Consider the following 21,554-nt stretch of genomic DNA (forward strand, 5'->3'; position numbering starts at 1 on the left):
GCTTTTGATCTGGTTTGTGATCTTGCTCTGGCTTTGGTTTTTGATCTTTTGCCCCATCGGCAGGCCGAGCGAAGGTGTTCATCCGGGGGGAGGCGCGTAGCGCCGTGCGGCGTAGCCGCATACATCGAGAGGAGGTGCAGCGAAGCACACCGTAGGCGATGCCCCCGGATGGACACCGTAGCGAGGGAACACTGAGCCTCAGCGAAGTGCCGTACGCCAGGGGCAAAGCCTTTTGCTTACTTTTCGGCGTTTGGAAAAGTGAGTCGCTGTAAGAGCGAAACCGCCAGCGGCAGCACCCGCAGCAACGGATATGCCCCCAATCCCAATCCCAATCCCAAAACCCCATAAACAAAAAAGGCGCGATTCTCTCGAATCACGCCTTTCTCATGTGCCGCTAGCTATCAGCTACCCAGCGCCTTTGACGCCAGCCAGAACAAACCAGCCGACAGCGCCACAGTCGCCGGCAGGGTCAACACCCACGCCAACAGAATGGTACGCACCGTGCCACCCTGCAGGCCGCTCTTGTTCGCGACCATGGTGCCCGCCACGCCCGAGGACAGAACGTGAGTGGTCGACACAGGCAGGCTGAAAATGTTGGCCATGCCGATCAGGCTCGCGGTGGTGATCTGCGCAGACATGCCCTGAGAATAGGTCATGCCCTGCTTGCCGATCTTCTCACCGATGGTCAGCACTACGCGTTTCCAGCCAACCATGGTGCCGAGGCCAAGAGCCAGGGCCACCGCCAGAATCACCCAGAACGGGGCGTATTCGGTGGTGGTGGTCAGGTCTTTGCGCAGCTTGTCGAGGTCTGCCTTTTCACGGGCTTCCAGGCCAGGCAGCTTGCCAACCTTCTTCGCGGTGTCGTCCAGGCAGAGCAGGTAGCGACGCACTTCGATACGGCTGTCTGACGACAGCGAATGGTAGTCCGCTACGCCTTTCAGCGTGTGCAGCAGGGCGCTGATGGTCGGTTCGGTCTGCTGCGGGTTGCAGCGGAATTTCTCCGGCAGGTCGCCTTCCACGCTTTTGCCCAGGGCCAGGAATTCACCCAGCGAATCGGCATTGCGCTGGTAGAACTGGCTCAGGTGCAGGGTCGCATCGCGAGTGCGTTCGATCTGGTACGTGGTGCTGTTCAGGTCGAGCACGAACTGCGCCGGGACAATACCGATCAGCACCAGCATGATCAGGCCGATGCCTTTCTGGCCATCGTTGGAACCGTGCACGAAGCTCACGGCCATGGCCGAGATCACCAGGACCAGACGGTTCCAGAACGGTGGATGCTTCTTGTCGTCGATCTTGCGGCGCTGTTCCGGCGTCTTGTGCATCTTCGACAGCGGACGCCACCATTTCAGGCCGATCAGGATCAGCGCGGCGATCAGGAAACCGGCCATTGGCGAGAACACCAGCGAGGCGCCGATGTCGATCGCTTTCTGCCAGTTCACGCCGTCGGCCAACGGAATGTCGTTGATCAGGGCGTTCGCCAGGCCGACACCGAGGATCGAGCCGATCAGGGTGTGCGAGCTGGAAGCCGGGATACCGAAGTACCAGGTGCCCAGGTTCCAGGCGATTGCCGCGGCGAGCAACGAGAACACCATTGCCAGGCCATGGCCGGTGTTCACATTGATCAGCAGTTCAACCGGCAGCAAATGGACGATGGCGTACGCCACGCCAACGCCGCCCAGCAGCACGCCGAGGAAATTGAACACACCGGAAAAGAACACCGCCAGGTGGGGCGGCATGGCTTTGGTGTAGATAACAGTGGCTACCGCGTTAGCGGTGTCATGAAATCCATTGATGAACTCGAAGGCGAGGACAAACGTCAGGGCGAGCAAGAGGCTCACAAGCACCCAAGCATCCAGTCCGCTGAATAAATCGATCATGAAGGTTTTCTGACCCGGTCGTAAGGGGGCGCGATTATGCCAGAAAAGACTGGAAATCGATCCCCTACCTGCTCATCGGTTTCACACTTCTTCGATTTAATTTGTTGCAGCACATGAAAACCTAGCGGAGCGCAGGGTTTTTCAAGTGGTTGATTTAATTGATAAAAACCATTTTTAACAGGCGTTTTTACCGGCGTTGAGTGGTCTCAAACGCTTGTCTGAAATATCTCTGAAACCTGTAGGACGCCCATTCTCAGTCAACCAGACCGGGTAATGGCCGCTGCCCGCGGGTAGCGGGCGCGCAAGGCATCGTCGTTCCACCGCGCTTGTAACCGGTGTGGACGCAAACCTTCAAAAGATCCGAAAACCGTCGCTCAAGGCTCTTCGGCTTTGAGTTCCTTTTCGATCTTTTCTATTTCCTGCTTGAAGACCTGATCCTGAACGGTAGGGCGTTTACGCCATGCTTTGCGTTCCGGTTCGGGCTGAGCGGCGTAGGTGGTGACTTCCCCGCCGTAAACTTCCTTGTAACGTTGTTCCTGGCGCTCAAGTTCCGCGCGCAGTTCGTCTTTCGTCACAGTGCTACCTGTATGAGTTGAGTTAAGTGTCTGGTGAAACGCACTGCAACGAATCGATTGAACGCAGCCGCCGCGAGTTCAACGCCTGGATAGGCATTGGTGTAAACGGTGGGGCGATCAAGACTTCCGTGTTACAGGCGGCTACGGCACCAGATAAAAACTGACGCAGCATCAGTTTCCTGTTTCAGCGAGCGCAGGCGTTGCATGAGTGATGCGCGTCGGGCGCTGGCCGGGCTGTTGGCGATGGACATCGCCGCAGCGAATGGCGACCTCGATGATTAAAAGCGAGTTGCCACTGAGGTGCATTATAGCGGCCGATTCAGGAATGACTATCTTTGCCAAGTTAAAAACGGTTCCGGATGTGTGATTGTTTTGTGACTCGTAACTTTTGTCGCAAGTTGAAGTGCAGAGCGCCGATTATTTAGCGAACGATCTGTTTTTGGCGCCATTTAGTCGAACAACTAAGGCGCTGATTCAGATAAAAGCCAAAGTTGAGTCGAACCCTCGAAGCGTTTGAGGCGAGCCGCACAGCTGATTGCGATTATCGATCGGCGGTTCGATAATCGCCCAATCTTGCAGGCCCAGCGCTTGTGCATTGCTTGGCGAGCCGCTTGTATAGCCCATTGATCCGTGCCGGATAACAGGACAACAAATGAACGATCAAATGCGCAACTCCTTCACCTCCGTGGCACCGCCGATCGTTGCCTCGCCGGCCAAACGTATCCAGGCGCTGACCGGTGATCCGGACTTCATGACCTCGCTGGCCCGGGGGTTGGCGGTGGTGCAGGCGTTTCAGGAGCGCAAACGCCACCTGACCATCGCCCAGATCAGCCACCGCACGGAGATTCCCCGCGCCGCCGTGCGCCGTTGCCTGCATACGCTGATCAAACTCGGTTACGCCACCACGGACGGGCGCACCTATTCATTGCTGCCCAAAGTGCTGACCCTCGGCCACGCCTATCTGTCGTCGACGCCGTTGGCGGTATCGGCCCAGCCGTACCTGGACCGTATGAGCGAGCAACTGCATGAAGCCTGCAACATGGCCACGCTCGAGGGCGACGACATTCTCTACATTGCGCGCTCGGCGACCACCCAGCGGCTGATCTCGGTGGATTTGTCGGTGGGCGGGCGCCTGCCGGCGTATTGCACCTCGATGGGGCGGATTCTGCTGGCGGCCCTTGATGACACGTCGCTGCGTGAATACCTCGATCACGCCGAACTGGTCGCCAAGACCAGCCGCACGATTCACACCCCCGACGCGTTGCTCGAATGCCTGCAGGAAGTGCGGCAGCAAGGCTGGTGCATCGTCGATCAGGAACTGGAACAAGGCCTGCGTTCGATTGCCGTGCCGGTCTACGACGCTTCCGGCCAGGTCGTCGCGGCGCTCAACGTCAGCACCCACGCCGGGCGCGTCAGCCGTACCGAACTGGAACAGCGCTTCTTGCCGGGTCTGCTTAGCGCCAGCCGCGACCTCAGTGCGCAGCTGTTCGCCTGATGAAGCTGTTCGATAAACGCACAGTGTTGCGTTTATCGAATTGACGCTAAAACCCTCGGATCATTAATGTCGCGGCAGCGTCATCCGGCGCTGATGTGAATGAGCCCGCCGGACGGTCGACTCCCATAATAATGACAAGAGGCAACTCACCATGCGCATGTTCCCCGACTGTCTCCGCTCCCTCCGCTGTTGCCGGATTGACCGCAACGCCTGATCCAGACCTTCTATTCTTGTGACCGTGCCGCTCTCTGGCCGGCCGCCGGTCGACTGCGTTTTTTGCGTGGAATAAAAATAATGAACCAGCCTCAGTCCGCTGTGGGTAACTGCCTCGACGTGCAGACCTTCATCAATGCCCAACCGATCTCGCGCTATCAGTGGCGCGTGGTGATCCTGTGTTTCCTGATTGTCTTTCTCGATGGCCTCGACACCGCCGCGATGGGCTTTATTGCCCCGGCGCTGTCCCAGGACTGGGGCATCGACCGCGCCAGCCTCGGCCCGGTGATGAGTGCCGCGCTGATCGGCATGGTCTTCGGCGCCTTGGGGTCAGGCCCTTTGGCAGACCGCTTTGGGCGAAAAGTCGTCCTCGTCGGCGCCGTGGTGCTGTTCGGCGCTTTCAGTCTGGCGTCGGCGTACAGCTCCAACGTTGAACAGTTGCTGGTGCTGCGCTTCCTGACCGGTCTGGGTCTCGGCGCAGGTATGCCGAACGCCACTACGCTGCTTTCGGAATACACCCCGGAACGCAAGAAGTCGCTGTTGGTGACCAGCATGTTCTGTGGCTTCAACCTCGGCATGGCCGGCGGCGGGTTCATTTCCGCGAAACTGATTCCGGCGTTCGGCTGGCACAGTCTGTTACTGATCGGCGGGATCCTGCCGTTGATCCTCGCCGTGGTGCTGCTGTTCTGGCTGCCGGAGTCAGCGCGTTATCTGGTGGTGCGCAATCGTGGCACCGACAAGATCCGCAAAACCCTGGCGCCGATCGATCCGGCTACCGTCGCCCAGGCCGCAAGTTTCAGCGTACCGGAACAGAAAACCGTCAAGGCGCGCAACGTGTTCGCGGTGATCTTCTCCGGCACTTACAGCACCGGCACTTTGCTGCTGTGGCTGACCTACTTCATGGGCCTGGTGATCGTTTATCTGCTGACCAGTTGGCTGCCGACGCTGATGCGTGACAGCGGCGCGAGCATGGAGCAAGCCGCGTTTATCGGTGCGTTGTTCCAGTTCGGCGGGGTGTTGAGCGCGGTGGCGGTGGGCTGGGCGATGGACCGCTTCAACCCGCACAAGGTCATCGGCACGTTCTATCTGCTGGCGGGGGTGTTTGCCTACGCGGTGGGGCAGAGCCTGGGCAATATCACCTTGCTGGCGACTTTGGTGCTGGTGGCGGGGATGTGCGTCAACGGCGCGCAATCGGCGATGCCGTCGCTGGCGGCGCGGTTTTATCCGACTCAGGGGCGGGCGACCGGGGTCTCGTGGATGCTGGGGATTGGCCGCTTCGGCGCGATTCTCGGGGCGTGGATGGGCGCAACGTTGTTGGGCCTGGGCTGGAATTTTGAACAAGTGCTGACGGCGTTGGTGATTCCGGCGGCATTGGCGACCACGGCGGTGGTGATCAAAGGCATGGTCAGTCATGCGGATGCGACCTGATATTTCGATGTAAAGCGAAAAGATCGCAGCCTTCGGCAGCTCCTACATGTGAACGCGTAACCCTGTAGGAGCTGCCGAAGGCTGCGATCTTTTGCAGGCAACACGGACCGATAGGCTGGCAACAATCCGTTCGATAAACGAACACTCAGTCGATTATCGGATTGTTTGGCGGTTTTACCGCGCTTAATCTGCAGTGACTCCGGCGCTGAACCTCGCGCCTTTTTATCACTGGCGATTCATACAAAAACAGGAGCCCGCTCCATGGCTGAGATCCTTTCGCTGCACGATGCGGTGAAGCAATTCGTCAACGACGGTGACACCGTCGCACTCGAAGGCTTCACTCACCTGATCCCTACGGCAGCGGGTCATGAAATCATTCGTCAGGGCAAGAAAGATCTGACGCTGGTGCGGATGACGCCTGACCTGATCTACGACCAACTGATCGGTGCCGGTTGCGCACGCAAACTGATTTTCTCCTGGGGCGGCAACCCGGGTGTCGGTTCGCTGCACCGCCTGCGTGACGCGGTCGAGAAACAATGGCCGCATGCGCTGGAAATCGAAGAGCACAGCCACGCCGACCTGGCCAACGCCTACGTCGCTGGCGCCTCCGGCCTGCCGTTCGCGGTGCTGCGTGCCTACGCCGGCTCCGACCTGCCGAAGGTCAATCCGCTGATCAAGTCTGTGACCTGTCCATTCACCGGTGAAGTGCTGGCGGCAGTGCCGTCGGTGCGCCCGGACGTGACCGTGATCCACGCACAGAAAGCCGACCGTCAAGGCAACGTCCTGCTGTGGGGCATTCTCGGCGTGCAGAAAGAAGCGGCACTGGCGGCCAAGCGCTGCATCGTCACGGTTGAAGAAATCGTCGACAACCTCAACGCGCCGATGAATGCCTGCGTGCTGCCGACCTGGGCCTTGAGCGCAGTCTGCCACGTACCCGGCGGCGCACATCCGTCCTACGCCCACGGTTACACCGAGCGTGACAATCGTTTCTATCAGGCGTGGGACCCGATCGCCCGCGACCGTGAGACCTTCACCGCGTGGATCAACGAATACATCCATGGCTGCGCTGACTTCAGTGCGTTCCAGGCCAAGTTGGCCGCTGCTTCGGAGGCCAAGTAATGACTTACACCACCAATGAAATGATGACCGTCGCGGCGGCCCGTCGGCTGAAGAACGGCTCGGTGTGCTTCGTCGGTATCGGCCTGCCGTCGAAAGCCGCCAACCTCGCGCGTCTGACTTCTTCGCCTGATGTAGTGCTGATCTACGAGTCGGGCCCGATTGGCGCCAAGCCAAGCGTATTGCCGCTGTCCATTGGTGATGGCGAACTGGCGGAAACCGCCGACACCGTCGTGCCGACCGGTGAGATTTTTCGCTACTGGCTGCAGGGCGGGCGCATCGACGTCGGCTTTCTCGGCGCCGCGCAAGTCGACCGTTTTGGCAACATCAACACCACCGTGGTTGGCGATTACTTCTCGCCGAAAGTGCGTCTGCCGGGTGCCGGTGGCGCGCCGGAAATTGCCGGTTCGGCGAAAAGCGTGTTGATCATCCTTAAACAGTCGGCACGTTCGTTCGTCGACAAACTCGATTTCATCACCTCGGTCGGTCACGGCGAGGGCGGTGATTCGCGCAAACGTCTGGGCCTGCCGGGCGCCGGTCCGGTCGGGATCATCACCGACCTGTGCATCATGGAACCGGAAGAAGGCACCCACGAATTCGTGGTCACCGCGCTGCACCCGGGCGTGACCCGCGAGCAAGTGGTCGCGGCCACCGGTTGGGCGATTCGTTTTGCCGAGCATGTTGAAAACACCGCTGAACCGACTGAAGTCGAACTGACTGCGCTGCGCGATCTCGAAGCGCGTACTGCCGCCGCCCACGGCCAGGCACCGGGAGAAGCATGATGCGTGACGTTTATATCTGCGACGCGATTCGCACCCCGATCGGCCGTTTCGGCGGCGGTTTGTCTGCCGTTCGCGCCGACGACCTGGCCGCTGTGCCGATCAAAGCCCTGATGGAACGCAATCCGTCGGTGGACTGGAACGCCATCGACGAAGTGTTCCTCGGCTGCGCCAACCAGGCCGGTGAAGACAACCGCAACGTTGCGCGTATGGCCCTGCTGCTGGCGGGCCTGCCGGAAAGCGTACCGGGCGTGACCCTCAATCGTCTCTGCGCTTCGGGCATGGATGCGATCGGCACGGCGTTCCGTGCGATCGCCAGCGGCGAGATGGAGCTGGCGATTGCTGGCGGCGTCGAGTCGATGTCCCGCGCGCCGTTCGTGATGGGCAAGGCTGACGCAGCGTTTTCGCGCAATATGAAACTGGAAGACACCACCATCGGCTGGCGTTTCATCAACCCGTTGATGAAGGCGCAGTATGGCGTCGATGCGATGCCGCAGACCGCCGACAACGTCGCCGACGACTATAAAGTGTCGCGCGCCGATCAGGACGCGTTCGCCCTGCGCAGTCAGCAACGTACCGCCGCCGCGCAGGCTGCCGGCTACTTCGCTGAAGAAATCGTCGAAGTGCGGATTGCCCACAAGAAAGGCGAAACCGTGGTCAGCCAGGACGAACATCCGCGCGCCGATACGACGATTGAAGCACTGAGCAAGCTGAAACCCGTCAACGGCCCGGACAAAACCGTCACCGCCGGCAATGCCTCCGGGGTCAACGATGGTGCTGCCGCACTGATTCTCGCGTCCGCCGAAGCGGTGAAAAAGCATGGCCTGATCGCCCGCGCCAAAGTGCTCGGCATGGCCAGCGCCGGGGTTGCGCCACGCGTGATGGGCATCGGCCCGGTGCCGGCGGTGCGCAAGCTCATCGAACGCCTCGGCGTGGCGGTCAGCGATTTTGATGTGATCGAACTCAACGAAGCGTTTGCCAGCCAAGGCCTGGCGGTGCTGCGTGAACTGGGTCTGGCCGACGACGCCGCGCAGGTCAACCCGAATGGCGGCGCGATTGCCCTCGGTCACCCGTTGGGCATGAGCGGTGCACGTTTGGTGTTGACCGCACTGCATCAACTGGAAAAGACCGGCGGCAAGAAAGGTCTGGCGACCATGTGCGTCGGTGTCGGCCAAGGTCTGGCCCTGGCCATCGAACGCGTCTGACGCAAGCCGTGACGAAATAGAACAGAGGAAAGCGACATGTCTGACAAGCCTGGTTACCGTCGTCCGCAGGAAGGCACTCAGCCTGAATACCTGCACCCGACGTATCAATCCACCAACCTGCGCTCGCCGTCCAAGCCACTGGTGTTTCTGCCGCATTCGCTGTCGGAAATCACCGGGCCGACCATCGGTGCCGAGCGCGTGGGCGACCGCGATAACGACCTGACCGCACAGCACAGCGGCGAACCGCTGGGTGAGCGCATCATCATTCACGGTCGCGTGCTCGACGAAAACGGTCTGCCGGTGCCGGGAATTCTCGTCGAGATCTGGCAGGCCAACGCCGCCGGTCGCTACAACCACCAGCGCGACCTGCACGACGCGCCGCTGGACCCGAACTTCACCGGCACCGGTCGCACCGTCACCGACGCCGACGGCTGGTATCAGTTCCAGACCATCAAGCCCGGCGCCTACCCGTGGGGCAACCACCACAACGCCTGGCGCCCGGCGCACATCCACTTTTCGCTGTTCGGGCCGAGCATCCTTACCCGGCTGGTCACGCAAATGTATTTCCCGGGCGATCCGCTGCTGGCCTACGACCCGATCTACAACTGCGTGCCGGACACCTCGGCCAAGGAACGCCTGATCGCCCGTTTCGATCTGGAAAAAACCATTCCGTCCTACGCCCTCGGTTACCGCTGGGACATCGTGCTGCGCGGGCGTGAAGCCACGCCGATGGAGAAATAAGATGACGCTGACTGCGACCACGTCCCACACCGTCGGGCCGTATTACCACATCGGCCTGACCTGGCTGAACCGCGAAAACCTCACCGTCGAGCAAACCCTCGGCGAGCGCGTGGCGATCACCGGGCAGGTGGTGGATGGCAACGGCGATGTCGTCAACGACGCCATGCTCGAAGTCTGGCAGGCCAACGCCGCCGGCAAGTACGACCACCCGGAAGACGAGCAGGACAAACCGCTTGATCCGAACTTTGCAGGTTTTGGCCGGGTGCCGGTGGACGCGGAAGGGCGCTTCCGTTTCACCACGATCAAACCGGGCACGGTTGAGGGCCTGAAGGGGTCGACGCAGGCGCCGCATCTGGTGGTGCTGGTGTTTGCCCGTGGCCTGGTCAAGCACTTGCTGACGCGGATCTACTTTGAAGGCGAACCGGCGAACGTGAATGATCCGTTGCTGGAATGTGTGCCGGCCGAACGTCGCAGCACGTTGCTGGCCAAGCAGGACGCCTCGGGTGTGTACCAGTGGAATGTGGTTCTGCAGGGCACTGATGCCGAGACGGTGTTCTTCGATTATTAAGATCAAAAGATCGCCGCCTGCGGCAGCTCCTGCATGATCGTTCCCACGCTCTGCGTGGGAATGATGCCATGGACGCTCCGCGTCCACCGTGACGCGGAGCGTCACCGGATGCGTTACCACGCGGAGCGTGGGAACGATCAATACAGGATGTGGAACGGGACTGTTGCAAAGTGTGTCTAGACTCTCACTGTCCCTATCGAGTGAAAAACAATGACAACGACCACCTCCCATTACACCGGCGAAGAGCGCAGCAAGCGCATCTTTGCCATTGTCGGCGCCTCGTCTGGCAACCTCGTCGAATGGTTCGACTTCTACGTCTACGCCTTCTGCGCGATCTATTTCGCCCCGGCGTTCTTCCCCTCCGACAACCCGACGGTGCAACTGGTCAACACCGCCGGTGTGTTCGCTGCCGGCTTCCTGATGCGTCCGATTGGTGGCTGGATTTTCGGCCGGGTCGCTGACAAGCACGGGCGCAAGAATTCGATGCTCATCTCGATTCTGATGATGTGCTTCGGCTCTCTGCTGATTGCTTGCCTGCCGACGTACAAGGACATCGGCGTCTGGGCGCCGGTCCTGCTGTTGTTCGCACGTTTGCTGCAAGGGCTGTCGGTCGGCGGTGAGTACGGCACCACTGCCACCTATATGAGCGAAGTCGCGCTCAAGGGCCAGCGCGGATTTTTCGCCTCGTTCCAGTACGTGACGTTGATTGGCGGCCAACTGCTGGCCGTGTCGCTGGTGGTGGTGCTGCAGCAATTCCTCACCGAAGACGATCTGCGCGCCTACGGCTGGCGGATTCCGTTTGTGGTCGGTGCGGTGGCGGCGCTGATTTCGCTGTTCCTGCGTCGTTCGCTGAAAGAAACCACCAACAAGGAAACCCGCGAACACAAAGACGCCGGCAGCATCAGCGCGTTGTTCCGCGATCACAAAGCTGCGTTCATCACCGTGCTCGGTTACACCGCCGGTGGCTCGCTGATTTTCTACACGTTCACCACCTACATGCAGAAATACCTGGTGAACACCGCCGGCATGCACGCCAAGACTGCCAGCTACATCATGACCGGCGCGCTGTTCCTGTATATGTGCATGCAGCCGCTGTTCGGTATGCTCGCCGACAAGATCGGTCGACGTAATTCGATGCTCTGGTTCGGCGCGCTCGGTACGCTGTTCACCGTGCCGATTCTGTTGAGCCTGAAAAGCGTCAGCAGCCCGTTCCTCGCGTTTGTGCTGATTACCGTGGCGCTGGCGATCGTCAGTTTTTACACCTCGATCAGCGGCCTGGTAAAAGCCGAAATGTTCCCGCCGGAAGTCCGTGCACTTGGCGTCGGTCTGGCCTACGCGGTGGCGAATGCGATCTTCGGCGGCTCGGCGGAATTCGTCGCCCTGAGCCTGAAGAACATCGGCATGGAAAACTCCTTCTACTGGTACGTGACGGCGATGATGGCGATCGCGTTCCTGTTCAGCCTGCGCCTGCCGAAACAGGCGGCGTATTTGCACCACGATCTCTAACCCGATGCGCGCGGGCCGTAATGGCCCGCGCCGGCAAGGACTGTTTATGACTCAGCGACCGGGCAATCAATTGTTCGATGCCTATTTCACTGCCCGCGATATGCGTGAAGTGTTCTGCGATCAGGGCCGCGTGCAGGCCATGCTCGACTTCGAAGCGGCGCTGGCCCGGGCCGAGGCGCGGGTCGGTTTGATTCCTTCTTCTGCGGTGAAACCTATTGCGGCTGCATGCAGTGCTGATCTGTATGACTTCGCAGCATTGGGCGAGGCGATTGCCACGGCCGGCAATTCGGCGATTCCGCTGGTCAAGGCATTGGGCAAGCAGATTGCTGCCAGCGACGCTGAAGCCGAACGTTATGTGCATTTGGGCGCGACCAGTCAGGACGTGATGGATTCCGGGCTGGTGTTGCAATTGCGACAGGCGCTGGCGTTGATCGAGAACGATCTCGCGCAACTCGCTGATTCCCTCGCGACCCAAGCGCAACGCCATGCGGCGACGCCGTTGGCCGGGCGCACCTGGCTGCAACATGCGACGCCGGTCACCCTCGGCATGAAAATCGCCGGATGGCTGGGCGCTGTGACGCGCAGCCGTCAACGCTTGCGCGAACTCAAGCCGCGTCTGCTGGTGCTGCAATTTGGTGGTGCGTCCGGAACCCTCGCCGCGCTGGGCGCGCAGGCCTTGCCGATCGCTGAGGCGCTGGCTGAAGAACTGCAACTGACCTTGCCGGAACAGCCGTGGCACACCCAGCGTGATCGCGTGGTCGAGTTCGGCGCGGTGCTCGGTCTGATCGCCGGCAGCCTCGGCAAATTCGGCCGCGACATCAGTCTGTTGATGCAAACTGAAGCGGCAGAGGTGTTCGAGCCGTCGGCACCGGGCAAGGGCGGTTCGTCGACCATGCCGCACAAGCGCAATCCGGTCGGTGCGGCGGTGTTGATCGGCGCGGCGACGCGCGTGCCGGGTCTGGTGTCGACGCTGTTCAGCGCGATGCCGCAGGAACATGAACGCAGCCTGGGTCTGTGGCATGCCGAATGGGAAACCTTGCCGGAAATCTGCTGCCTCGTATCCGGTTCACTGCAACAAGCACGCTTGTTGGCCGATGGCCTGGAAGTCGATGCCGAGCGCATGGGCCGCAACCTCGAATTGACTCAGGGGCTGGTGCTGGCCGAAGCCGTCAGCATCGTCCTCGCCCAGCGTGTCGGCCGCGACACCGCGCATCATCTGCTCGAACAATGCTGCAAACGCGCCGTGGCCGAGCAGCGCCATTTACGCGCCGTGCTGGGTGACGAACCGCAAGTCACTGCTGAGCTGAGCAACGCTGAACTAGATCAGCTTTTGAACCCCGCCCATTACCTCGGCCAGGCGAAAACCTGGGTCGAGCGTGCGGTGGCCGAACACAACGCATTGTCTGTCTGAAAGGAGAGGGCTGTGGCTTTCGTTCAACTCGCCGATGGCGAACTGCACTATCAAATTGAAGGCCCGGTCGATGCGCCGGTGCTGGTGCTGTCCAACTCGCTGGGCACTGATCTGCACATGTGGGACGCGCAGATGCCAGCGTTCACCGAGCATTTTCGCGTGCTGCGTTTCGACACTCGTGGTCACGGCCAATCACTGGTGACGCCGGGGCCTTACAGCATCGAGCAACTGGGTCATGACGTGCTCGGCTTGCTGGATGCGCTGCACATCGAGCGCGCGCATTTTTGTGGGCTGTCGATGGGTGGCCTGATCGGCCAGTGGCTGGGGATCAATGCCGGGCATCGCCTGAACAAGCTGATCGTGTGCAATACGGCGGCGAAAATCGGCGATCCATCGGTGTGGAATCCACGCATTGAAACCGTGCTGCGCGACGGTGCCGCAGCGATGGTGGCCCTGCGTGACGCGTCGATTGCCCGCTGGTTTACCCCGGACTTTTCGGCAGCGCATCCGGCGGCGGCCAAGCAGATTACCGACATGCTCGCGGCCACTTCGCCTGAAGGTTATGCGGCCAACTGCGCGGCGGTGCGTGATGCCGATTTCCGCGAACAACTGACGTCGATCAATGTGCCGTTGCTGGTGATTGCCGGCACCGAAGATGCGGTGACACCGCCGTCCGGTGGGCACTTTATTCAGGAGCACGTACGCGGCGCCCAATATGCCGAGTTCTATGCGGCGCACCTGTCCAACGTGCAGGCCGGTGCAGATTTCAGTGATCGCGTGTTGGCGTTTTTGCAGGCTAAGTGAGGAAGTGTTTGTGGACGAGAAACAACGTTACGACGAAGGCATGCAGGTACGCCGCGCGGTGTTGGGCGATGCGCATGTTGATCGCAGCCTGACCACGCTGACCGAGTTCAACTCGGAGTTTCAGGAAATGATCACCCGCCATGCCTGGGGCGATATCTGGACGCGTCCGGGCTTGCCACGGCACACGCGCAGCCTGATCACCATCGCCATGCTGATCGGCATGAACCGCGAAGGCGAGCTGAAACTGCACCTGCGCGCGGCGGCCAATAACGGCGTGAGCCGGGGCGAGATCAAGGAAGTGATCATGCAGAGTGCGATTTACTGCGGGATCCCGGCGGCGAATGCGACGTTTCACTTGGCCGAATCGGTGTGGGATGAGTTGGGAGTCGAATCCCGGGATTGACGGTTGAAACCGAAAAAGATCGCAGCCTTCGGCAGCTCCTACATTTGGAATGCGTTCCCCTGTAGGAGCTGCCGAAGGCTGCGATCTTTTGCTCTTCAAACCGTGGCCACAATAAATATCCGCTTGAACGCAAACAACGTATGCCCATCCCCCTCTTGCGGATAATGCTTATGCACCCGCATCAGGTAGTGATAGATAAACCGCGCCTGTTCCGCTGAACTCAACGCCTGCATTACCGGCCGCAGCGCCGAGACCTTCACCCAGTCATACACCGGCGACTTGCCGTCAACCACCTGCAACTGCTCGGTCTCCCAGATATCCAGCGACGTAGTCATGGGCGCGAGCAACCGGTAGTAATCCTCCAGTGCCAATAACGGCCGCGCCGCCATGCGCTGGCGCAGTTCAGGAGTGCCCAGTGGCGTGCCACCGGTGCCGCCGTTTTCGAGGGTGTCGAGCATCAGCCGATACCACAGCGCATCGCGCCAGTCCGGCATGTGCGCCGCCAGACAGCCGCCGGGATTCAGATAACCGAGCAGGCGCGGCAGCAGTTTTTCATGGCCTTCGATAAAGTGCAGCACGGCGGCCGCGAACAGCAGATCCGCCGGCTGCTCAGGTTGCCAATCAAGCAGGTCGCAATGTTTCCACAACGCCCGGATCGGCAGGCAGCGTGCCTCATCGAGCATCTGCGCGGAGCTGTCGACGCCCTGCAACTGCGCGCGCGGCCAGCGTTTGGCCAACAACTGCGTGGCAATGCCGGTGCCGCAGCCGAGGTCGTAAATGCGTTGCGGGTTGTGCAGGTCGACGCGGTCGAGCAGTTCGTTGACCGGGCGTTGCCTGAGACGGGAGAACTGCTGGTACGCCTTGGCGTCCCAGTCGGGTGTTGCGGTTAGACGAGAGATCATTGAGGAGGTCCTCTGGTGATCGGTGGTGTCTTCCGATGACAACCTGGCTCACAGCTTGAGGACCGACTACGACGACGGAAGCGGGAAGGATTAACACCTGATTCCTTCAGGTTTTGTCACTTTACCTGCCGGCCGGCAAAGTACGACTTGTCCTGACCAGTGGCGAGAATTCCAATGTAGGAGCTGCCGCAGTCTGCGATCTTTTGATCTTGTTTTTAAGATCAAAAGATCGCAGCCTGCGGCAGCTCCTACAGGGGGGGATCGGTGTTTAAAGGAGGCTGATCGGATAGCTGACGATCAAACGGTTCTCGTCGAACTCGTTGTTGCTGAAGTCGCGGCGCATGGTCGAGTTGCGCCATCTGACGTTCAAGTCCTTCAGCGCGCCGCTCTGCACGGTGTAGCCCAGTTCCGATTCGCGGCCCCATTCCTTGCCGTCGGTGATCGTCCCGGTGTGCACGTTGTCGCCGCTGATATAACGGTTCATCAGGGTCAGGCCGGGGATGCCCAGCGCGACGAAGTTGTAGTCGTGGCGCACTTGCCAGGAGCGTTCCTGCGCATTGTCGTAGCTGGCGTTGTAGCTGTCGTTGGCCAGCGTGCCGCCGCTGGTGCCGTTGACGCGCATCCAGGCGCTGTCGCCGGTGAGTTTCTGCAGGCCGACGTAGAAGGTGTTGCCACCGTACTTCGCCGAGAACATCCCTGACCAGGTTTTGTTGTCGAGATCGCCGGCGCGGGCGCTGCCGTCGTCCTTGCCGTAGAAGAAACCGAGGTTGGCGCCGAGGGTCCAGTCGCCCAGCGGCTGGCTGTGGATCAGGTTGACGTATTGCTGGCTGTAGATGTCCTTGAGTTCAGCGTTCCACAGCCCGATCTGCGTGCGTTTTTCGTTGAAAACGTATTCACCGCCCTGAAAGTTGAAGCGATCGGAGGTGAACGCCGATTTGCCGGTCATCGACATGTCGCTCATGCTGCTGTCGTCGCGCGGGCTGTTGGCGCGGAACTGGCCGCCATAGAGGGTCAGGCCGTCAATTTCTTTGGACGTGATCTGCCCGCCGCGAAAGGTTTGCGGCAGCGAGCGACCGTCGTCCGAACGCAGGATCGGCAGCACCGGCATCCACTCGCCGACCTTCACTTCGGTCTGCGAAAGCTTGGCCTTGAAGGCGACATTGGTGCGGCCGAAATGGTCCGCCGGGCGACCGTCGTGATCCAGCGGCAACAGCTGCGTGCCGCCCGTGCCTTTACCGCCATCGAGTTTCACTGAGTACAGGCCGAGTACATCCATGCCGAAGCCGACGGTGCCTTGGGTGAAGCCGGATTTGGCGTCGAGGATGAAGCTCTGCGTCCACTCTTCAGCCTTGCCCTGCGCTTTGGTCGGGTTGGTGAAGTTGCGGTTGATGTAGAAGTTGCGCAGGTTGAGGTTGACCTTCGCGCCCTCGATGAAACCGGCTTCTTCAGCCGCAGCGGGCAGCGCCGCACCGGCCAGGGCCAGGGCGATCAGGCCGGGAATTGCGTAAGGCGCAGGGGAGGTTGTCATGGGCTCGGGTCTCTCTTGTTTTTTTAGGGCGAACGGGTGCGCTGCGGCCGGTTTTTACGGTGCAGAAATGCGATGAATTCAGGGGGTGAAGCGACGGCGGTCAGCCGGTCGGAGCAGGGCGCGGGAGCATGGTGTCTAACCTGTTGTTATTGGTTTTGTTGAGCGAATGGTGCGGGGGGCGGATGTTCGGATTCAATTGGGAAAAGCGGGTTTCGGGCGATTATCGAACAGCATTGAAGATCAAAAGATCGCAGCCTTCGGCAGCTCCTACAGGGCAACGCCTTTCAAATGTAGGAGCTGCCGAAGGCTGCGATCTTTTGATTCTCAGGCAACAAAAAGCCCACCAATCGGTGGGCTCCTTGTATTCAGCCGATGATGATCAGAACAGCTTCATCTTCGGTGCTTCTTCTTTCAGCGGTTCGTTCTGCGCGGTTTGCGCATTCCAGCCACCGCCCAGGGCCTTGTACAGGTTGACCGCACTGGTCAGCTGCGCGAGGCGGTCGGTGATCAGCGCTTGTTGCGCGCTGAACAGCTGACGCTGGGCATCGAGGAAGGTCAGGTTACTGTCGACGCCGATGCGGTAGCGACGTTCGGCCAAACGGTAGTAATCCTGGTTGGCCTGCACGAAGTCACGCTGCGCTTGCAACTGCTCGGTGTAGGTCTGGCGTGCGGCCAGGCCGTCGGCGACTTCCTGGAAGGCCGTTTGAATGGACTTCTCGTAGTTCGCCACGCCAATGTCCTTCTGGATCTTGGCGTAGTCGAGGCTGGCGCGCAGGCTGCCGGCGTTGAAGATCGGCAGGTTGATCTGCGGCTGGAACAGCCACGTCCCCGAACCACCCTTGAACAGACCGGACAGATCCGGGCTCAGGCTACCCGCGTTGGCGGTCAGGCTGATGCTCGGGAAGAACGCGGCACGGGCCGCGCCGATGTTGGCGTTGGCCGCTTTCAGGTTGTACTCGGCTTGCAGGATGTCCGGACGACGTTGCAAGAGATCCGAAGGCAGACCCGGCGGAACATCGCTGAGCAGGTCATCGGACAGCGGTTTGGCCGTTTGCAGATTGGCCGGGATACCGGTGCCGAGCAGCAGGGTCAGGCTGTTTTCGTCCTGCGCCACCTGGCGGGTGTAACGCGCCAGTTGTGCCCGGGCGTTCTCGACCGAGGTGCGCGACTGCGCCAGATCCAGTGCCGAGGCGACACCGACTTCGTTGCTGCGACTGGTCAACTTGTAGCTTTCTTCGAAGGCACCGAGGGTGTCTTGCGTCAGCTTGAGCAGTTCCTTGTCGGCCTGCCAGGTCAGGTAGGCGTTGGCGACGCTGGCGACCAGGCTGATCTGGGTGCTGCGGCGCGCTTCTTCAGTGGCGAAGTATTGTTGCAGCGCTTGTTCGCTCAGGCTGCGAACCCGACCGAACAGGTCGAGTTCGTAGGCACTGACGCCGACCGTGGCGGAGTAGGAGCTGGTGATGCTCGACTCGCCGGTCTGCGAGGCACGGGCCGGAACCCGCTGGCGGCTGCCGCTGCCATTGGCCGAAACTGCCGGGAACAGGTCGGCGCGCTGGATGCGGTATTGAGCCGCGTAAGCGTCGATGTTCAGTGCGGCAACACGCAGGTCGCGGTTGTTTTCCAGCGAGACCTGGATCAGCTGTTGCAGGGCCGGGTCATGGAAAAACTGCTTCCAGCCCTGTTCGGCAGCGGCCTGCGCCGGAGCCTGGGCCGGCGAGTATGCCGGCCCCTGTGGGTACTGGCCTGCGACCGGGGCTTCAGGCTGCTGATAGTCAGGTATCAGCGAGCAACCGCTCAGCACGAAGGCGGCGACTGCGAGGGAGAGTAGCGACTTGCTCATTGGCCAGCCTCTTTAGGAGTTTCTTTAGTTTCATCCTGGTCGGCGTTTTTACGCTGGCCCATGGACGAAACCGTGACGAAGAACAGTGGGACCCAGAAGATCGCCAGGATCGTGGCGGTGAGCATACCGCCAATCACGCCCGTACCGATCGCATGTTGACTGCCCGAACCGGCGCCGGTGGAGATCGCCAACGGTACAACACCGAGGACGAAGGCCAGCGAGGTCATGATGATCGGTCGCAGACGCATGCGGCACGCTTCGATCGCCGCATCGCGCAGGCTACGCCCTTGTTCATGCAGTTCCTTGGCGAACTCGACGATCAGAATGGCGTTTTTAGCCGCCAGACCGATAGTCGTCAACAAGCCCACCTGGAAATACACGTCGTTGGACAGCCCGCGCAGGCTGGTGGCCATCAGTGCGCCGATGATCCCCAGCGGCACCACGAGCATAACGGCAATCGGAATCGACCAGCTCTCATACAGCGCTGCCAGACACAGGAACACCATCAGCAGCGACAGGGCGTACAGCGCCGGTGCTTGCGAACCGGACAGACGTTCCTCGTAGGACAGACCGGTCCAGGAGATACCGACACCGGCCGGCAGTTTCTTGGCAATCGCTTCGACTTCGGCCATCGCTTCACCGGTGGAGTAACCCGGCGCAGGAGCACCCAGCACTTCGACCGCTTCCACGCCGTTGTAACGCGCCAGTTTCGGCGAACCGTAGATCCACTCGCCCTTGGCGAATGCCGAGAACGGAACCATGGTGCCGGCGGCGTTCCGTACGTACCACTTCTTCAGGTCTTCCGGACTCATGCGCGAATCCGGCTGGCCTTGCACGTACACCTTCTTCACGCGACCACGGTCGATGAAGTCGTTGACGTAGCTACTGCCCAAGGCAATCGACAGGGTGTTGTTGATGTCGCTGATGGTAATGCCCAGGGCACTGGCCTTCTCGTCATCGATTTCCAGCTGGAACTGCGGCTCGTCGTTCAGGCCGTTCGGACGCACTTGCGTCAGGACTTTGCTCTGCGCCGCCATGCCGAGGAACTGGTTGCGCGCTTCCATCAGTTTTTCGTGGCCGATACCGGCACGGTCCTGCAGGAATACGTCGAAACCAGTGGCGTTACCCAGCTCCAGTACCGCTGGCGGGGCAAAGGCAAACACCATCGCATCGCGGAAACTGAAGAAGTGCTGCTGGGCACGGGCCGCAAGGTTGAACACGCTGTTGTCGGCGTTACGTTCACCCCACGGCTTGAGCATGATGAACGCCATACCCGAACTCTGACCGCGACCGGCGAAGTTGAAGCCGGTGACGGTGAACACCGAAGCCACCGCGTCTGCCTCGCCGCCGTCCTTGTTCGGACGTAGCAGGTATTCACGCATTTCATCCACGACCACCTGAGTCCGCTGGGCGCTGGAACCGGCCGGAGTCTGCACCTGGGCGAACAGAACGCCCTGGTCTTCTTCCGGCAGGAACGCGGTCGGAATGCGGGTGAACAGCCAGATCATGCCGACGACGATCAGCAGGTAGGCCAGCAGGTACGGTGCTTTGCGCGAGAGCATGTTGCCGACACCGCGCTCGTAGCTTTGTACGCCACGGTCGAAATTGCGGTTGAACCAGCCGAAGAAGCCTTTTTTCGGCGTGCCATGCTCGCCTTTCGGAATCGGCTTGAGCATGGTGGCGCACAGCGCCGGGGTGAATATCAGGGCGACCAGCACCGACAGGGCCATGGCCGAGACGATGGTGATCGAGAACTGCTTGTAGATCACACCGGTGGAGCCACTGAAGAACGCCATCGGCAGCAATACCGCCGACAGTACGAGGGCGATACCGACCAGTGCGCCCTGGATCTGGCCCATGGACTTTTTGGTCGCTTCCTTGGGTGACAAGCCTTCTTCGCTCATCACCCGCTCGACGTTTTCCACCACGACGATGGCGTCGTCCACCAGCAAACCGATGGCCAGTACCATGCCGAACATGGTCAGCGTGTTGATGCTGAACCCGGCGGCGGCGAGGATACCGAACGTACCGAGCAATACCACCGGCACGGTCATCGTGGTGATGACGGTGGCGCGGAAGTTTTGCAGGAACAGGAACATCACCAGGAACACCAGCGCGATCGCTTCGACCAGGGTGTGAACCACACCTTTGATCGACTCGGTCACCACGGGGGTGGTGTCGTACGGGAACACCACTTCCATGCCTTGCGGGAAGAACGGCTTGAGGTCATCAATCGTCTTGCGCAGGGCCTTGGCGGTGTCGAGGGCGTTGGCGCCGTTGGCCAGTTTCACCGCCAGACCGGAAGCCGGGCTGCCGTTGAACTGGGCGCTGATCGCGTAGTTCTCGCCACCCAGGCCAACGTCGGCGACGTCCTTGAGGCGAACCTGCGAGCCGTCCTTGTTGACCTTGAGCAGAATTTCCTTGAACTGCTCGGCGGTCTGCAGACGGGTCTTGCCGATGATCGTGGCGTTGAGTTGCTGGCCTTGTACGGCAGGCAACCCGCCGAGCTGGCCGGACGAGACCTGGACGTTCTGCGCCGCAATGGCGGTTTTCACGTCGACCGGGGTCAGGTTGAAGTTGTTCAACTTGGCCGGGTCGAGCCAGATGCGCATCGCGTACTGGGCACCGAAGACCTGGAAGTCACCGACACCGGCGGTCCGCGAGATCGGATCCTGCATGTTCGACACAATGTAGTTGGACAGGTCGTCCTTGGACATGCTGCCGTCACGCGAAACCACACCGATCACCAAGAGGAAGTTCTTCACTGCCTTGGTCACACGGATACCTTGTTGCTGCACTTCCTGCGGCAACAGCGGGGTGGCCAGGTTCAGCTTGTTCTGAACCTGCACCTGCGCGGTGTCGGAGTTGGTGCCTTGCTCGAAGGTCGCGGTGATGGTCATGCTGCCGTCGGAGTTACTTTCCGAGGACACATAACGCAGGTTGTCGATACCGTTGAGCTGCTGCTCGATGACCTGGACCACGGTGTCCTGCACGGTTTGCGCCGAAGCGCCCGGGTAGGTCACGGAGATCGCAATGGCCGGCGGCGCAATGCTCGGGTACTGGTTGATCGGCAATTTCAGGATCGAAAGTGCCCCGACCAGCATGATCACCAGGGCGATTACCCAGGCGAAAATCGGACGGTCGATAAAGAATTTTGACATGG

17 protein-coding genes are annotated in these 21,554 nt (G+C 60.7%); 11 read left to right on the forward strand and 6 right to left on the reverse strand.

What is annotated here, in order from left to right:
• Positions 1-401 precede the first annotated feature (401 nt).
• Both QZR14_RS13475 and QZR14_RS13480 read right to left on the reverse strand, forming a co-directional pair.
• Positions 402-1,877, reverse strand: coding sequence for an inorganic phosphate transporter (locus QZR14_RS13475; RefSeq protein ID WP_064119763.1), 1,476 nt, complete (start codon positions 1,875-1,877; stop codon positions 402-404).
• Positions 1,878-2,251: 374 nt separating this feature from the next.
• Complete coding sequence (locus QZR14_RS13480; RefSeq protein ID WP_008080067.1) at positions 2,252-2,452, reverse strand: hypothetical protein; 201 nt, start codon at positions 2,450-2,452, stop codon at positions 2,252-2,254.
• Positions 2,453-3,104: 652 nt separating this feature from the next.
• On the opposite strand from QZR14_RS13480, the gene pcaR reads away from it, so the two are divergent.
• The 11 genes from pcaR to pcaC all read left to right on the forward strand — a co-directional run bounded on the left by pcaR (position 3,105) and on the right by pcaC (position 14,121).
• Positions 3,105-3,947: a pca regulon transcriptional regulator PcaR gene (gene pcaR / locus QZR14_RS13485; protein ID WP_007917109.1), complete on the forward strand. Its 843-nt coding sequence runs from the start codon at positions 3,105-3,107 to the stop codon at positions 3,945-3,947.
• 294 nt (positions 3,948-4,241) lie between these two features.
• Positions 4,242-5,588 (forward strand): MFS transporter, encoded by a 1,347-nt coding sequence (locus tag QZR14_RS13490; protein ID WP_127926124.1) that lies wholly within the window; start codon positions 4,242-4,244, stop codon positions 5,586-5,588.
• A 261-nt stretch (positions 5,589-5,849) separates the two neighbouring features.
• Positions 5,850-6,707: a CoA transferase subunit A gene (locus tag QZR14_RS13495; RefSeq protein WP_041070518.1), complete on the forward strand. Its 858-nt coding sequence runs from the start codon at positions 5,850-5,852 to the stop codon at positions 6,705-6,707.
• On the forward strand, positions 6,707-7,486 hold the full coding sequence (locus tag QZR14_RS13500; RefSeq protein WP_064393051.1) for a CoA-transferase subunit beta: 780 nt from the start codon (positions 6,707-6,709) through the stop codon (positions 7,484-7,486). Before QZR14_RS13495 ends, QZR14_RS13500 begins: the two co-directional genes overlap by 1 nt.
• Positions 7,483-8,688 (forward strand): 3-oxoadipyl-CoA thiolase, encoded by a 1,206-nt coding sequence (pcaF, locus tag QZR14_RS13505; RefSeq protein WP_311996834.1) that lies wholly within the window; start codon positions 7,483-7,485, stop codon positions 8,686-8,688. Before QZR14_RS13500 ends, pcaF begins: the two co-directional genes overlap by 4 nt.
• 36 nt (positions 8,689-8,724) lie before the next feature.
• Positions 8,725-9,429, forward strand: coding sequence for a protocatechuate 3,4-dioxygenase subunit beta (gene pcaH / locus QZR14_RS13510; protein ID WP_250603368.1), 705 nt, complete (start codon positions 8,725-8,727; stop codon positions 9,427-9,429).
• Position 9,430: 1 nt separating this feature from the next.
• Entirely contained in the window at positions 9,431-9,997 is a 567-nt protein-coding gene (gene pcaG / locus QZR14_RS13515) for a protocatechuate 3,4-dioxygenase subunit alpha (RefSeq protein ID WP_311996835.1), read from the forward strand.
• 210 nt (positions 9,998-10,207) lie between these two features.
• Positions 10,208-11,503, forward strand: coding sequence for an MFS family transporter (locus QZR14_RS13520; protein WP_311996836.1), 1,296 nt, complete (start codon positions 10,208-10,210; stop codon positions 11,501-11,503).
• A 46-nt stretch (positions 11,504-11,549) separates the two neighbouring features.
• Positions 11,550-12,914, forward strand: coding sequence for a 3-carboxy-cis,cis-muconate cycloisomerase (locus tag QZR14_RS13525; protein ID WP_311996837.1), 1,365 nt, complete (start codon positions 11,550-11,552; stop codon positions 12,912-12,914).
• Between the two features lie 12 nt (positions 12,915-12,926).
• On the forward strand, positions 12,927-13,718 hold the full coding sequence (gene pcaD / locus QZR14_RS13530; RefSeq protein WP_311996838.1) for a 3-oxoadipate enol-lactonase: 792 nt from the start codon (positions 12,927-12,929) through the stop codon (positions 13,716-13,718).
• A 10-nt stretch (positions 13,719-13,728) separates the two neighbouring features.
• Positions 13,729-14,121, forward strand: a complete 393-nt coding sequence (gene pcaC / locus QZR14_RS13535) for a 4-carboxymuconolactone decarboxylase (RefSeq protein ID WP_024011942.1) — start codon at positions 13,729-13,731, stop codon at positions 14,119-14,121.
• Between the two features lie 95 nt (positions 14,122-14,216).
• Here the strand turns inward: pcaC and QZR14_RS13540 are convergent, their stop codons facing one another.
• From QZR14_RS13540 to emhB, 4 genes are all read right to left on the reverse strand, one after another.
• The gene (locus tag QZR14_RS13540) at positions 14,217-15,023 is read right to left on the reverse strand and encodes a methyltransferase domain-containing protein (RefSeq protein WP_311996839.1); all 807 of its coding nucleotides are present in this window, start codon (positions 15,021-15,023) and stop codon (positions 14,217-14,219) included.
• A 268-nt stretch (positions 15,024-15,291) separates the two neighbouring features.
• Entirely contained in the window at positions 15,292-16,551 is a 1,260-nt protein-coding gene (locus QZR14_RS13545; RefSeq protein ID WP_311996840.1) for an OprD family porin, read from the reverse strand.
• Positions 16,552-16,930: 379 nt separating this feature from the next.
• Positions 16,931-18,391 (reverse strand): efflux RND transporter outer membrane subunit EmhC, encoded by a 1,461-nt coding sequence (gene emhC / locus QZR14_RS13550; protein WP_311996841.1) that lies wholly within the window; start codon positions 18,389-18,391, stop codon positions 16,931-16,933.
• Entirely contained in the window at positions 18,388-21,552 is a 3,165-nt protein-coding gene (gene emhB / locus QZR14_RS13555) for an efflux RND transporter permease subunit EmhB (protein WP_311996842.1), read from the reverse strand. Before emhB ends, emhC begins: the two co-directional genes overlap by 4 nt.
• Positions 21,553-21,554: the final 2 nt, after the last annotated feature.

The sequence above is a fragment of the Pseudomonas sp. rhizo66 genome (genome assembly GCF_031931925.1).
GTDB lineage: Bacteria > Pseudomonadota > Gammaproteobacteria > Pseudomonadales > Pseudomonadaceae > Aquipseudomonas.

Excerpts from the sequence above, each read along its gene's own strand:
- QZR14_RS13475 (WP_064119763.1), bottom strand. The coding sequence starts at position 1,877 with ATGATCGATTTATTCAGCGGACTGGATGCTTGGGTGCTTGTGAGCCTC.
- pcaR (WP_007917109.1), top strand. The coding sequence starts at position 3,105 with ATGAACGATCAAATGCGCAACTCCTTCACCTCCGTGGCACCGCCGATC.
- QZR14_RS13490 (WP_127926124.1), top strand. The coding sequence starts at position 4,242 with ATGAACCAGCCTCAGTCCGCTGTGGGTAACTGCCTCGACGTGCAGACC.
- QZR14_RS13495 (WP_041070518.1), top strand. The coding sequence starts at position 5,850 with ATGGCTGAGATCCTTTCGCTGCACGATGCGGTGAAGCAATTCGTCAAC.
- QZR14_RS13500 (WP_064393051.1), top strand. The coding sequence starts at position 6,707 with ATGACTTACACCACCAATGAAATGATGACCGTCGCGGCGGCCCGTCGG.
- pcaF (WP_311996834.1), top strand. The coding sequence starts at position 7,483 with ATGATGCGTGACGTTTATATCTGCGACGCGATTCGCACCCCGATCGGC.
- pcaH (WP_250603368.1), top strand. The coding sequence starts at position 8,725 with ATGTCTGACAAGCCTGGTTACCGTCGTCCGCAGGAAGGCACTCAGCCT.
- pcaG (WP_311996835.1), top strand. The coding sequence starts at position 9,431 with ATGACGCTGACTGCGACCACGTCCCACACCGTCGGGCCGTATTACCAC.
- QZR14_RS13520 (WP_311996836.1), top strand. The coding sequence starts at position 10,208 with ATGACAACGACCACCTCCCATTACACCGGCGAAGAGCGCAGCAAGCGC.
- QZR14_RS13525 (WP_311996837.1), top strand. The coding sequence starts at position 11,550 with ATGACTCAGCGACCGGGCAATCAATTGTTCGATGCCTATTTCACTGCC.
- QZR14_RS13540 (WP_311996839.1), bottom strand. The coding sequence starts at position 15,023 with ATGATCTCTCGTCTAACCGCAACACCCGACTGGGACGCCAAGGCGTAC.
- QZR14_RS13545 (WP_311996840.1), bottom strand. The coding sequence starts at position 16,551 with ATGACAACCTCCCCTGCGCCTTACGCAATTCCCGGCCTGATCGCCCTG.
- emhC (WP_311996841.1), bottom strand. The coding sequence starts at position 18,391 with ATGAGCAAGTCGCTACTCTCCCTCGCAGTCGCCGCCTTCGTGCTGAGC.
- emhB (WP_311996842.1), bottom strand. The coding sequence starts at position 21,552 with ATGTCAAAATTCTTTATCGACCGTCCGATTTTCGCCTGGGTAATCGCC.